The sequence below is a fragment of the Peribacillus sp. NJ4 genome, assembly GCF_030348345.1.
Lineage (GTDB): Bacteria > Bacillota > Bacilli > Bacillales > DSM-1321 > Peribacillus.
This window is the reverse complement of sequence record NZ_JAUCFQ010000001.1, coordinates 2,996,193-3,009,835: the sequence shown is the minus strand read 5'-3', so window position 1 is coordinate 3,009,835 and position 13,643 is coordinate 2,996,193. Positions and strand designations below refer to the sequence as shown.

The following is a 13,643-nucleotide window of genomic DNA, read 5'->3' as shown; positions in this document are numbered from 1 at the left end:
GGGAAGGCGAATGAGTGATGCTCTTCTTGCAATAACACTGGTGTGGGGCTTTATTTTTCTTTATGCCATCATGGCCTCCATGGATTTTGGCGCTGGCTTCTGGGCAATGACTTACATTAAAAAGGAAGAAACGAATGCTACGAAGATAGCGAATAGCTATTTATCACCGACTTGGGAAGTGACTAATACTTTTGTCGTTGGTCTTGTTATTGCAATTTACAGTTTATTTCCAGGTGCGGTTTTCCCGATTGGGGTAGCTTTGATCGTTCCCGCGAGCCTGATTTTGGTCCTGCTATCCCTTAGGAGTGCTTTCTTGGTTTTCTCGCATAGCGTAGACAAATATGAAAAAGCGTTAACGTATATATCAGGATTAACGGGATTGATCATACCCGGACTATTAATAAGCGTATTGCCAATCACCCATCTTGGATTTGTCGAGGGCGTGAGAGGGAATGAAGAATTGAATCTTTCTAGACTTTTCACGAGTCCGAATGAGTATGCATTTGTGGGGTTCGGAATTATGAGCACGCTTTTTTTATCATCTTTGCTCCTATCTGATTACTCAAAACAGGCTGATGAAATGAAAGCATACAAAATATACCGCAGGGATGCGATGATAACGGGACCGCTAATGTTAGTCATGGCTCTGCTGGTTATGCTCACGTTAAAAAATGAAGCGAATTGGATCTACGAAGGAATGATGAAAAACTCTGCATTATTACTTGTCTCGCTCGTCTTTTTCATCATTAGCGGTGTAGCTCTGTATCTGCCCCATTTTTCTAAGCGGGAGGTTAAAGGGATGCCTCGCCTCGCCGTAATAGCGATTATCATTCAGTATTTAATCGGCAGTTATGTTTATGGAATCGCACATTTACCCTATATCATTTATCCAAATGTCACGATTCTCTCAGGATTTACCGATCCGACTTCATTCCGGGCAGTATTTGCCACATATATCGTGGGCTTTGCGATATTAGTGCCAGGTTTCTATTATTTCTGGTCCATCTTCATGAAAGATCAGCGTCGAAAGTTCAAACGGCGCCAAATGTCAAATTAGTTCATCTTGGAAAAGAGAGGTTATCACTATGAAAAAGTTATATCTGCTAAAATATGCGGTTTTAGTCATCTCACTCTTTTTGAGCTATCAAGCGGTTGAAGCACATGATAAGAATTTTCAGGTCGATGGCACATATATTTCAACAAAAAGGGATGTAACAGGTGACCAGAAAATAGACATCATCCAGGTTCAGGGGCTGCCATATGAGGAAGGAAGCAAGTTTCTGAAGAAAATTGAGTTAAGCGTTGAAAGCAATCGCCGTACAATCAGCGTCCCGCTTGAAGCAGGGTATAAACCTGATCTCAAGGTTGCGGACTTGAATAATGACGGGGTCCAGGATGTATTGGTCACGGTTTTGATGGAAGGCAGGGACCGTTTGATAACCAGTTACGCCTATACGTTTAAAGATGGAAAAGTTAAGGAATTGGAAGTACCTCCATCCGTTCCCGTAATGGCCCAATTTCTAGACGGATACAAAGCGGAAATCAGAATTGAAGGGCAAAAGCCAGTGGTGATAGATGTCAGTTCCAAAAAACAAACGTATGATGAATTGGGCATTTATCGTAATGGAAAGCTTAATGAACCTACCGAGCTTTTGGTTGATCCATACTCTTCACTGGACCTCAAGACCGTTTTGGGAAAAGGAAAGGGGCTTATGGGAATCCAAAATGTGAAAGGGTCCGATGAACGTGATCCGATATTTGAGATTAAATCAGTCTGGAATTATAACAATGGATGGAAGCTTGTAAAAGCCCAGGTAAAACCAGTCAAGGCAAAGAATAATAAATAATCAGTGTGATTGGTCAACGGATAATTTGAATGAATCATTGTTCAGGCATATCTTTCTTAAATAAAGTAAGTTGACAGCTCTTGGTCATGAGGGCTGTTTTTTTGTTTATAATTAAAAATTGACAATTTTTAAATATTTGGTAAAATCTAAATAAATCCAGTTAACTACATAGTAACACACTTTATGTTGTTGGATGTAAGCGGATACAAGAGGGGGTGCAGTCTTACGGAGTTAAAAGAAAAAATAATTGAAACATCGTTGACACTCTTCGATCAGCATGGTTTTCATGGTGTCTCCGTTAACGAAATCGTTAAGGCATGCGGAACTAGCAAGGGTGGCTTTTATCACCATTTCTCTTCCAAAGATGAGCTCTTATTTGTCATTCATGATTACTTTATTTCATATGTTTTAACAAAAGCACAAGAAGCCATTTCAGCAAGTACCCATCCAACAGAAAAAATGCAAAAGATCATTCAATCATTCGTTAAAGTTTTTGACCTCTATAAACCACACATCTCAGTTTTCTATCAAGAAAGCATTTACTTAAAGCCACCTTATGTTGAAGCAATTAAAAAAAAGCGTCAAATGTATAAGGAAATCATTTTTTCCGTCATCAAAGAAGGTATTGACAAGGGAGTGTTCCGCAGCGAATTGCCTGTTGAAATTACCGGGATGTCGATTCTGGGCATGGTGAACTGGTCCTACAAATGGTACAAAAGGGACGGCGGAAAAACAATCGATGAAATCGGTGATATCTACGTAGATTTAATTCTCCAGGCATTATTGACAGATAAACAAAAAGAAGCGGAAATAACCCAGCCATTTTTACTGAAAAACCAAATGGTTACGGATTAAACAGAAAATTTGACTTGTACAGACCAACTAGTCGGTCTTAAAAGAAAGGGGAATGAACAAATGGATTTCTCACTTACAAAAGAACAACAGATGATTAAGGAAATGGTTAGGGAATTTGCCGAAAAGGAAATTAAACCAATTGCGATAGAATTGGATGCCAAGTCCATGTTTGCAGAGGATGTATTCAAAAAAATGGGGAAACTCGGGTTGCTAGGAATTCCGTTCCCTGACGAATATGGCGGCTCGGGTGGAGATACGATTTCGTATGCAATTGCCGTTGAAGAGGTTGGCAAGGCGTGCGGGGGAACCGGCTTAAGCTATGCAGCAGCCGTTTCACTTGGGGCAAGTCCAATTTACTATTTTGGAACCGAAGAACAGAAGCAAAAATATCTGGTTCCAATCACGACAGGTGAAACTCTGGCAGCCTTCGGGTTAACAGAGCCTAATGCGGGTTCGGATGCTGGAGGGACGAGAACGACTGCTGTATTAGAAGGTGATGAATATGTGATTAATGGCGAGAAAACATGGATAACCAATGCCAGCTATTCAAGAACCATCACTGTTACCGCTGTATCGGGTAAGGATTCCAGGGGCAAGAACATCATCTCTGCATTCATCGTGCCAACGGATACGGAAGGGCTTACGATCAATAGCAATTATGAAAAAATGGGAGTTCGCGCTTCCAATACGTGTGAAATCATTCTTGATAATGTCCGCGTGCCAAAGAAAAATTTATTGGGAGATCCAGATAAAGGGTTCAAACAATTTTTATTCACGCTGGATGGCGGTAGGATTTCGATTGCAGCTTTGGCCGTCGGCATCGCACAAGCAGCCTTTGACAAGGCTTTAGCTTTTTCAAAAGAGCGCATTCAATTCGGTAAATCCATTTCAAGTTTCCAGGCGATTCAATTCAAGCTTGCAGACATGGCGATGGAAATTGAATTGGCTAGGAATATGGTATATAAGGCAGCATGGTTAAAAGACAACAAAAAACCTTTTGCAAAGGAAGCGGCATACGCCAAGCTTTTTGCAAGTGAGACAGCGTTCCGGGCCAGCAATCAAGCGATTCAAATACATGGCGGTTCTGGCTACATGCGCGAATATGAAGTGGAACGCTATTTAAGAGATGCTAAGTTATTGGAAATTGGGGAAGGCACATCCGAAATTCAAAGAATCGTAATCGCCAGACAATTAGGCTGTTAATCTTTTTGGAACGCAAAATGAACAATGATGCTAGGGTTCATTTAGGTGAAAAGCAGATGTTATCTATACAGCAAAAAGCGTTCATCCTTACTTTTATTTGATAGGAGGAGTATGATGTCCGATTTGCTAGATGTTACTATCGGGAAAATGCTTGAAAAGACAGCTGAACAATATGGTGATAATGAAGCTGTGGTTTACCATGAACTTGGCCTTCGCCATTCGTATCGCGAATTTGAAAAGATTTGCCGAAAGGTAGCCCGGGGGTTCATGTCACTCGATATTGAAAAAGGGGAACATATTGCCATTTGGGCGTCCAATAAACCGGAATGGCTTATATCCCAATTTTCCACCGCGAAAATGGGCGGGGTGCTGGTTACGGTCAATACTAATTACCGTACAATTGAACTGGAATACCTGCTTAAGCAATCGGATTCGACAACGATTATCCTGATGGAACAATATAAGGATCATTCCTATATAGAAACGCTGTATGAAATCGTACCTGAATTGAAAAATGCAGAACCGGGAAAATTACAATCTGAGAAACTGCCAAAATTGAAAAATATCATCGTTTTAGGCGAAACGCGTTATCCCGGCACGTTTTCCTGGGATGAAGTCATTAGCGGGAGCGAATCCATTTCGGAGGAGTCGCTGGACATGAGGATGGGGGAATTGGCTCCAAGTGATGTGATTAATATGCAATATACATCAGGGACGACAGGATTTCCAAAAGGTGTGATGCTAACGCATTCAAACTTGGTCAACAACGGATTGAATGTTGCGGATTGCATGAAGCTTACCAAGGATGACCGGCTTTGCATCCCCGTTCCGTTTTTTCATTGTTTCGGCTGTTCCCTTGGTACGATGGCCTCTGTTACTGTAGGGGCAACAATGGTGCCCATCGTGGAATTCAATCCACGCGCAGTCCTTCAGGCCGTTGAATCCGAAAAATGTACGGCACTTCATGGTGTACCGACGATGTTCATCGCTGAACTTAATCTCGATGACTTCGACCAGTATGATTTACGTTCGTTGCGGACTGGAATCATGGCAGGCTCAACATGCCCGATCGAAGTCATGAAAAGTGTGGTGAATAAGATGGGGATCTCGGAAATTACGATTACTTATGGTCAAACGGAATCATCTCCAGGAATTACGATGACAAGAACGGATGACCCAATCGAACTTCGTGTTTCCTCAGTGGGAAGGGCCTTGCCGAAAGTGGAAGTGAAAATTATCAATCCAGCTACTGGGAAAGAAGTCCAGCGGGGCAAACAGGGGGAACTCTGTTCAAGGGGATACCATGTGATGAAGGGATATTATAATAACCCGGAAGCTACTGAGCAGGCGATTGACCGGGAAGGCTGGCTTCATACGGGAGATTTAGCGGTGATGGACGAAAATGGTTATTGCAAGATTACAGGTCGGCTGAAAGATATGATCATTCGCGGCGGGGAAAATATATATCCCCGTGAGATAGAAGAATTCCTCTATCAACATCCTGCAATAGTCGATGTACAGGTACTCGGCGTTCCAGATCAAAAGTATGGGGAAGAGGTAGCGGCATGGATCATTTTGAAAGCGGGAGAAACCCTTACGGAGAAAGAATTGATTGAGTATTGTAAAGGGAAAATATCATTTCATAAAATTCCCCGTTACATTCAATTTACCGATGCTTATCCAATGACTGCATCCGGAAAAATCCAAAAGTATAAGCTTCGGGAACAAACTCTTGACCTACTATCGGAACGAACTAAATAAGGAGGATATCGAATGATTCGAAAAATTCTTATCGCAAACAGAGGAGAAATAGCATCACGTATTATTCGTACATGCAAGAAGATGGGAATACATACTGTTGCCGTCCATTCGGAAGCAGATTCGGATTCGCCATTTGTGGGATTGGCAGATGAGGCATATTTATTGGGCGGTTCGAGAGTACAGGAAAGCTATTTGAACGTCGATAAGATTTTGGAACTCGCTAAAGAAACCGGAGTAGATGCCATTCATCCAGGTTACGGATTTCTTAGTGAAAATGCAGATTTCGCCCGTTCTTGCGAAGAAGCCGGCTTGATATTCATTGGTCCCAAACCAGAGGTCATCCAGCAGATGGGCAATAAAGTCGAGGCACGGAAAAAGATGGAGGAAGCAGGACTTCCATTGGTTCCAGGATTTTCACGTCCATTAATTGATAGCGCAGAAGCGGCAGCCGTTGCCGAAAGGATTGGATATCCAGTCATGTTAAAAGCAGCGGCGGGCGGCGGGGGAATCGGCATGCAGGCCGTTGCCGATGAAGATGAATTATCCAAAGCCTTCGAAGGGAATCAAAAACGTGCCCAATTGTTTTTTGGCAATGGAGATATGTTCATTGAAAAATTGATAGAGAAACCTCGTCATATCGAAATTCAAGTATTGGCGGATTCCTTTGGGAATGCTGTTTACTTATGGGAAAGGGAATGCTCCGTTCAAAGGCGTCACCAGAAGGTCGTGGAAGAAGCTCCCTCTTCTTTCCTGGACGAAGAAACAAGAAACAGGATGGGAATGGCTGCAGTGAAAGCGGTAAAATCCATTGGTTATAGCAATGCGGGTACCCTCGAATTTTTAGTTGATGCGGATAAAAATTTCTATTTCCTGGAAATGAATACGCGCCTTCAGGTTGAGCATCCTGTCACCGAAGAAATTACGGGACTGGATTTAGTCGAGCAGCAAATTAAAATAGCGTCAGGCAACAAACTGGAATTCACACAAGCAAAGATTAAAAAGGATGGACACTCCATTGAAGTGCGCATATATGCTGAAGATCCGAAAACCTTTTACCCAGCACCGGGGAAAATCACCAGCATGGAACTTCCTGAAGGTGAGGGGATCCGTCATGAAATGGCGGTTCATGGAACTTCCGTCGTCTCGCATTTCTATGATCCGATGATCGCCAAATTGGTAGTGAGCGGCGATTCGAGGGATAAAGCAATCGAGAGATTAAGAGAAGCGCTGGAAAGCTATAACATAGAAGGAATTAAAACAAACCTTCCATTGCTGAGGGAAATAATTTCTCATGAAGCTTTTTCCCAAGGGGATACAACTACGGATTTCATTGTGAAATATATTAAAAAATTGACTGTATAACGCATATTTTTAAAACATTAATGATCTGGGGGAATATAAGATGGCAGAATTAAAGGCAAGCATGGCAGGAAGCGTTTGGAAGATCGTAGCGAACGAGGGGCAAAGTGTAACCGAGGGACAGGATATCATTATCTTGGAATCCATGAAAATGGAAATCCCGATTGGAGCTGAGGATGCCGGCACCATCAAAGAACTTAAAGTGAATGAGGGGGATTTTGTAAATGAGGGCGATGTATTGGCCGTCATTGAATAAAGGGACGGAGGGGTAAGATGAATTGGCCCGAAAAAGTGATAATTAAGGAAGTCGGTCCGCGTGATGGGCTACAAAATGAAAAGGTCATCATACCTACGCGAAGCAAAATCGATTGGATCGACCAGCTTTCTGATACAGGACTATCTTATATAGAAGTGACTTCTTTTGTACATCCAAAGTGGATTCCTCAATTGAGTGATGCCGTTGAGGTGGCTAAGGGAATTAAGCGCAATCCCGGTATCACTTATGCTGCCCTTGTACCCAATCAAAGGGGACTTGAGTCGGCGCTTGAGGCTAATATCGATGAAATTTCAGTGTTCATGTCATCCAGTGAAACCCATAATCTTAAAAATATCAATAAATCGATTTCCGATACCTTTCCAGTATTGAAGGATGTCATCGGGACAGCAGCAAAAAGCGGGAAAACGGTTAGGGGTTATGTTTCAACCGTTTTCGGCTGTCCTTATGAAGGGGAGGTTTCAATCGAACAGGTTTTCCGTGTTTGCGATCAACTTTTTGAATACGGAATCAATGAGGTCTCATTGGGTGATACCATCGGGGTTGCATCTCCAAGACAGGTTGCCTTGTTCCTTGAACAGGCTGTTAAACGATATGATATCAGCCAAATTGCCCTCCATTTTCATGATACAAGGGGCATGGCACTCGCTAATGTACTCGAATCACTGAATTATGGAGTGGTCACTTTCGACTCTTCGCTCGGTGGTTTAGGGGGATGCCCGTATGCACCAGGTGCGAGCGGCAATGTGGCAACGGATGACCTGATTCATATGCTTCATAATATGGGAATACACACGGGAATCAATCAAGAAAAACTAACTAAGGCTGCGACCATGATGCAAAGCTTTTTGGAAAAACCATTGCCTAGCCATCAAATGGCTGTATATAACGCGGAAAAAGAAAATTGAGGTGGAATTTATGACTTCATTAGTTGAAATCAGTCATGAGGAAAAGGGAATTGCCATCGTGACTTTGAATCGTCCGGATGCTGCCAATGCATTATCCACGGAATTGCTTCATTGCTTAATCGAAGGGTTGGATGAACTGAAAAGGGATTCCAATTTACGAACCGTCATATTAACGGGAGCAGGGGATAAGGCGTTTTGTGCAGGTGCTGACCTTAAGGAACGAGCTGGGATGAATGATGATAAAGTCAAGGAAACAGTCAAGCTGATCGGTGAGACGATTACGGCTGTAGAAAACCTTCCAGTCCCAGTCATCGCTGCAATTAACGGCTCCGCTTTTGGCGGAGGGCTGGAGTTGGCACTAGCTTGTGACATACGCATAGCATCGGAAACGGCAAAGGTGGGACTGACGGAAACGGCATTAGGAATCATCCCAGGCGCTGGCGGTACTCAGCGCCTGCCGCGAATAGTTGGAATACCTACAGCTAAAGAACTGATTTATACAGCAAGGAGATTGGACGCAAAAGCAGCACATGCCTTGAAAATCATCAGTCATGTATATCCGCCCCAACAATTACTTCAGGAAGCGAAAAAACTGGCTGGGGAAATTGCGGGCAATGCCCCATTAGCACTCAGGGCAGCAAAAGCGGCGATCAATCAAGGAGCTGATACCGACTTGAACACAGGATTGCAAATTGAAAAAGACTGCTATCAGACAACCTTAAAAACCCGCGACCGACTAGAGGGTCTGTCAGCATTCAAGGAAAAGCGCAAACCGGTATTTACGGGTCAATGATTTCAATTGAAGGAGGAACATAGATGGTAACGACGGATAAACTAACCGAAACGGTTGAAACGATTAAAAAAGGCGGTTTAGAAAAATATCATCAAAAAAATGCTGAAAAAGGAAAGCTTTTCGTACGTGAACGGCTAGAGCTTCTATTTGATGAAGGGGTCGAAATAGAGGATGCTTTCTTTGCGAATTGTGCCAGTGATGGCCTTCCCGCAGATGGTGTGGTTACAGGTATCGGGAAAATCAATGGTCAGAGGGTCTGTGTCATGGCCAATGATTCGACGGTAAAGGCCGGTTCCTGGGGAGCAAGGACAGTCGAGAAAATCATTCGCATTCAGGAAACAGCTGATAAATTACAGTTGCCCCTCCTTTATTTAGTCGATTCTGCCGGTGCTCGAATCACGGATCAGGTAGAAATGTTTCCTGGACGCCGCGGTGCAGGACGAATCTTTTACAACCAAGTGAAGTTATCGGGAAAAGTCCCGCAAATTTGTCTATTGTTCGGTCCGTCTGCGGCGGGTGGGGCATATATTCCAGCTTTTTGTGACATTGTCGTAATGGTTGAGGGAAATGCATCCATGTACTTAGGTTCACCGAGAATGGCAGAAATGGTCATTGGCGAAAAAGTGAGTGAAGAGGAAATGGGCGGGGCGAAAATGCACTGTTCTGTTTCTGGATGCGGGGATGTGCTTGTTAAGTCGGAAGAAGAATCCATCGCGTTTGCACGCCGATACTTAAGCTATTTTCCAGGAAATTATCAAGAAAAGCCTAAAGCCACAACGCCTGAGCTGCCTGCAGATTTCGAAAAAACATTGGAAGAACTGATTCCAAAAAATCAGAATGCAGCCTTTAATATGTATGACCTGATCGATAGGATCATAGACAGGCAATCGTTTTGTGAAATCAAGAAGCTATTTGCTCCTGAATTAATTACTGGGCTTGCAAGGTTAAATGGGCAAACGATAGGGATCATTGCCAATCAGCCGCGAGTCAAGGGCGGCGTCCTGTTCCATGATTCAGCCGATAAGGCAGCCAAGTTCATCAATTTATGTGATGCTTTCCATATACCGTTGTTGTTCCTGGTGGATATTCCTGGATTCATGATCGGAACGAAGGTCGAACGGGCAGGCATCATTCGCCATGGTGCGAAAATGATATCGGCCATGAGTGAAGCCACGGTCCCAAAAATTTCAGTCATTGTCCGTAAGGCTTATGGGGCTGGACTTTACGCGATGGCCGGTCCCGCTTTTGAACCGGATTGCGTTCTTGCCTTACCGACGGCATTGATTGCGGTCATGGGGGCAGAAGCTGCGGTCAATGCAGTCTATGCCAATAAAATCAATGCCATGGAACCAGAAGAGCGCCCGGCATTCATCGAACAAAAGCGCAATGAATACAATGAAGACATTGATATCTACCGCTTAGCCTCCGAGATGATTGTTGATGGCATCATCCAGCCAAATGACCTGCGTGATGAATTGTGCGCCAGGTTTGAAGCATATAGCAGTAAACAATTGACATTCACCGATCGTAAACATGGAGTCTATCCTGTCTAATTAATTCAAAAAAAAGCCCGGTCATGATGACCGGGCTATTTATCTTGTGTTAAAATAAATGACTTTTCAAATAATAAGAAAATTTTTTTCCATTTAGAGTTGCTAAATCACACAAGGAAGAGTACTATAATTAGTAATTAATGATTTACTAATTACTTAATTCCATACTTAGTGAAAGAAAGTGAGAGTTGCCATGGCTCAGCAGGAAAAAAAGAAATATATTACTCCAGATGGATATACGGCAGATATTGCGATCTTTACGATTACTACGAAGAAAACGGCAGAGAAAGCCCCGCCTGAAATGTTTTTGAAGCTATTATTAATCAAACGTGCCACAAAAGATAAAGAAGGACGCCCAAATGTCGAAGGAGATAAATGGGCTTTGCCCGGAGGCTTTGTCAATGCTGGCGAGACTGCCTATGAAGCAGCTAAACGAGAATTAAAAGAAGAAACGGGCGTAGCTGGATTCCATGTCAAGCATTTCGGGGTCTATGACCGGCCAGGACGCGATCCCAGGGGATGGATCATATCCAATGCTTTTTATGCAATTGTCCAGGAAGAGTATCTTCATCAAAGAAAAGCGAATGACGATGCAGCCGAGGTTGAATTGTTCACGATACAGGAAGCCTTACGATTAGAGCTTGCATTTGATCATCATACAATCATTAACGACGCGATGAACTTAATGAAAAAAGAAATGGTGCAAACGACGATAGCCCAAAAATTCCTGCCGGATGAATTTACTCTTTCTGAACTGCAACGGGTTTTGCTGACAGCTAGAGATGATGCAAAAATCAGCGCAGATTCACTTTTTTATGCTAAAGCCCCTAAACTCCCGTTCTTGGAGAAAGTCTTGGATGAAAAGGGTATGCAAAAGAAAACGAAACGTAATTCGTATCGGCCTTCACAACTTTACCGATTTAATGCAGAGGTTGTCATGGACTCTATTTATTACTAAGGGGGGAATAGTGAAATGGGTAAAAAGGCATTGATCAATATCGATTATACGTATGACTTTGTGGCAGACGGAGGTTCATTGACCTGCGGGAGGCCAGGCCAGGATATCGAGAAGGCACTTGTCAGCATAACAAAGGAATTTATCAAACAAGGCGAATACACAGTCTTCGCGATTGACTTACATGAAGAAGGAGACCGCTTACATCCTGAATCGAATTTGTTTCCACCGCATAATATTAGCGGTACAATGGGTAGAGACCTATATGGGGCGTTAAAAGAAGAGTATGAAACAAATAAAAATCAAAAGAATGTTCATTATATAGATAAAACGCGTTATTCGGCATTTGCAGGAACGGACCTAGATATCCGCCTAAGGGAACGCCACATTACTGATGTATATTTAGTCGGGGTTTGTACAGATATCTGTATTTTGCATACGGCAATCGACGCTTATAATCTAGGCTATAAAATCTTTGTATATGAAAATGCAGTGGCCTCGTTCAATGATGCCGGTCACCATTGGGCGCTTGGACATTTTAAAGGATCTCTTGGAGCCACCATTCTATAATAACGATTCACGCAACAGAATAGAAGGGAAGCGAATGCTTCTCTTTTGGGAGGAACTATCCATGGAAAAAAAGTACAACGACGACAGTTACGCATTACACACTGACCTTTACCAGATAAATATGGCCCAAACTTATTGGCAGGACAAAACACATGACCGAAAGGCAGTTTTCGAGATATTTTTCAGAAAGCTTCCATTTAATAGCGGATATGCGATTTTTGCGGGACTTGAAAAAATTGTCCATTACCTTCAAAACTTTTCCTTCTCGGAAAGTGATATCGACTATTTAAAAACGGACCTGCACTACAATGAAGAATTTTTGAAATATTTGCAGAACATCCGTTTCACGGGAGAGATCCGTTGCATGAAAGAGGGAGAGCTCGTCTTCGGCAATGAACCGATTTTACGGGTGGAGGCACCGCTTGGCGAGGCTCAACTCATAGAAACGGCGTTGCTTAATATTGTGAACTATCACACACTTGTTGCAACAAAAGCTTCGCGCATCAAACAGGTCATCGGTGAAGAATCTGCCCTTGAATTCGGTTCAAGACGGGCGCAAGAAATGGATGCTGCAATTTGGGGAGCGAGAGCGGCCTATATTGCCGGCTTTGATTCCACCAGTAATGTACGTGCTGGAAAGCTGTTCGGCATCCCGGTTTCAGGAACGCATGCCCATTCCATGATCCAAGCTTATAAAGATGAATATACGGCTTTCCATAAATACGCTGTTTCCCATAAAGACTGTGTATTCTTGGTTGATACCTATGATACATTGCGTTCCGGCATCCCGAATGCAATCCGTGTTGCCAAGGAACTGGGCGATAAAATCAATTTCATTGGCGTCCGTCTTGACAGCGGTGATTTAGCTTACTTATCTAAAGAAGCACGACGTATGCTTGATGCTGCAGGCTTCCATGATGCGAAGATTGTCGCTTCCAATGACTTGGATGAATATACGATCATCAACCTTAAGCAACAAGGAGCAAGAATTGACATTTGGGGCATCGGAACCAAATTGATTACGGCTTATGACCAGCCAGCGCTCGGTGCTGTTTATAAAATGGTTTCAATAGAGGGCGAAGATGGGAATATGAGAGATACCATCAAAATTTCTTCTAATCCTGAAAAGGTTACGACACCTGGCTTAAAACGAGTATATCGAATCATCAATAAAGTGAACCATCACGCTGAAGGTGATTATTTGGCGATGGAATATGAGAAGCCGCAGGAACAGGAAAAATTAAAAATGTTCCATCCGGTCCATACCTTCCTAAGTAAATTCGTCACGGATTTCGATGCGGTTGATCTGCATGTGGATATTTTCAAGGATGGCAGCTTGATTTATGAATTGCCAACCATAGATGAAATCAAGGCCTTCACGCAAAAAAATCTTCAAGTATTATGGCCGGAGTACCTTCGTGCACTTAATCCAGAGGAATATCCGGTAGATCTAAGCCAGGATTGTTGGGATAATAAAATGAGGAATATAGATGAAGTTAAAGCCAATGTAGAAAGAATGCTAACGAAATGACCAATCTATTTTATTAGAAAGCGGGGCTTTGCCA

The 13,643-nt window shown here is 42.9% G+C and carries 13 protein-coding genes; all 13 read left to right on the top strand.

The window, feature by feature from the left end; genetic code table 11:
• Window positions 1-10 precede the first annotated feature (10 nt).
• The 13 genes from QUF94_RS15010 (at window position 11) to QUF94_RS14950 (ending at window position 13,609) form a co-directional block, all read left to right on the top strand.
• On the top strand, window positions 11-1,057 hold the full coding sequence (locus QUF94_RS15010) for a cytochrome d ubiquinol oxidase subunit II (RefSeq protein WP_289316559.1): 1,047 nt from the start codon (window positions 11-13) through the stop codon (window positions 1,055-1,057).
• A 28-nt stretch (window positions 1,058-1,085) separates the two neighbouring features.
• Window positions 1,086-1,847 carry a hypothetical protein gene (locus tag QUF94_RS15005; protein WP_289316558.1) on the top strand — a complete coding sequence of 254 codons (762 nt, stop codon included), beginning with the start codon at window positions 1,086-1,088 and terminating at the stop codon, window positions 1,845-1,847.
• 183 nt (window positions 1,848-2,030) lie between these two features.
• On the top strand, window positions 2,031-2,702 hold the full coding sequence (locus QUF94_RS15000; protein ID WP_289316557.1) for a TetR/AcrR family transcriptional regulator: 672 nt from the start codon (window positions 2,031-2,033) through the stop codon (window positions 2,700-2,702).
• Between the two features lie 60 nt (window positions 2,703-2,762).
• The gene (locus tag QUF94_RS14995) at window positions 2,763-3,905 is read left to right on the top strand and encodes an acyl-CoA dehydrogenase family protein (protein ID WP_289316556.1); all 1,143 of its coding nucleotides are present in this window, start codon (window positions 2,763-2,765) and stop codon (window positions 3,903-3,905) included.
• A 123-nt stretch (window positions 3,906-4,028) separates the two neighbouring features.
• The gene (locus QUF94_RS14990; RefSeq protein WP_289318390.1) at window positions 4,029-5,666 is read left to right on the top strand and encodes an AMP-binding protein; all 1,638 of its coding nucleotides are present in this window, start codon (window positions 4,029-4,031) and stop codon (window positions 5,664-5,666) included.
• A 12-nt stretch (window positions 5,667-5,678) separates the two neighbouring features.
• Window positions 5,679-7,028 carry an acetyl-CoA carboxylase biotin carboxylase subunit gene (locus QUF94_RS14985; protein WP_289316555.1) on the top strand — a complete coding sequence of 450 codons (1,350 nt, stop codon included), beginning with the start codon at window positions 5,679-5,681 and terminating at the stop codon, window positions 7,026-7,028.
• A 40-nt stretch (window positions 7,029-7,068) separates the two neighbouring features.
• Window positions 7,069-7,281: an acetyl-CoA carboxylase biotin carboxyl carrier protein subunit gene (locus tag QUF94_RS14980; protein WP_289316554.1), complete on the top strand. Its 213-nt coding sequence runs from the start codon at window positions 7,069-7,071 to the stop codon at window positions 7,279-7,281.
• Window positions 7,282-7,298: 17 nt separating this feature from the next.
• Complete coding sequence (locus QUF94_RS14975) at window positions 7,299-8,207, top strand: hydroxymethylglutaryl-CoA lyase (RefSeq protein ID WP_289316553.1); 909 nt, start codon at window positions 7,299-7,301, stop codon at window positions 8,205-8,207.
• A gap of 10 nt (window positions 8,208-8,217) precedes the next feature.
• On the top strand, window positions 8,218-9,000 hold the full coding sequence (locus QUF94_RS14970) for an enoyl-CoA hydratase (RefSeq protein ID WP_289316552.1): 783 nt from the start codon (window positions 8,218-8,220) through the stop codon (window positions 8,998-9,000).
• A 23-nt stretch (window positions 9,001-9,023) separates the two neighbouring features.
• Window positions 9,024-10,553 carry an acyl-CoA carboxylase subunit beta gene (locus QUF94_RS14965; protein WP_289316551.1) on the top strand — a complete coding sequence of 510 codons (1,530 nt, stop codon included), beginning with the start codon at window positions 9,024-9,026 and terminating at the stop codon, window positions 10,551-10,553.
• 193 nt (window positions 10,554-10,746) lie between these two features.
• On the top strand, window positions 10,747-11,511 hold the full coding sequence (locus tag QUF94_RS14960) for an NUDIX domain-containing protein (protein ID WP_289318389.1): 765 nt from the start codon (window positions 10,747-10,749) through the stop codon (window positions 11,509-11,511).
• A gap of 15 nt (window positions 11,512-11,526) precedes the next feature.
• Window positions 11,527-12,078 (top strand): cysteine hydrolase family protein, encoded by a 552-nt coding sequence (locus QUF94_RS14955; RefSeq protein WP_289316550.1) that lies wholly within the window; start codon window positions 11,527-11,529, stop codon window positions 12,076-12,078.
• 61 nt (window positions 12,079-12,139) lie between these two features.
• Entirely contained in the window at window positions 12,140-13,609 is a 1,470-nt protein-coding gene (locus tag QUF94_RS14950) for a nicotinate phosphoribosyltransferase (protein WP_289316549.1), read from the top strand.
• Window positions 13,610-13,643: the final 34 nt, after the last annotated feature.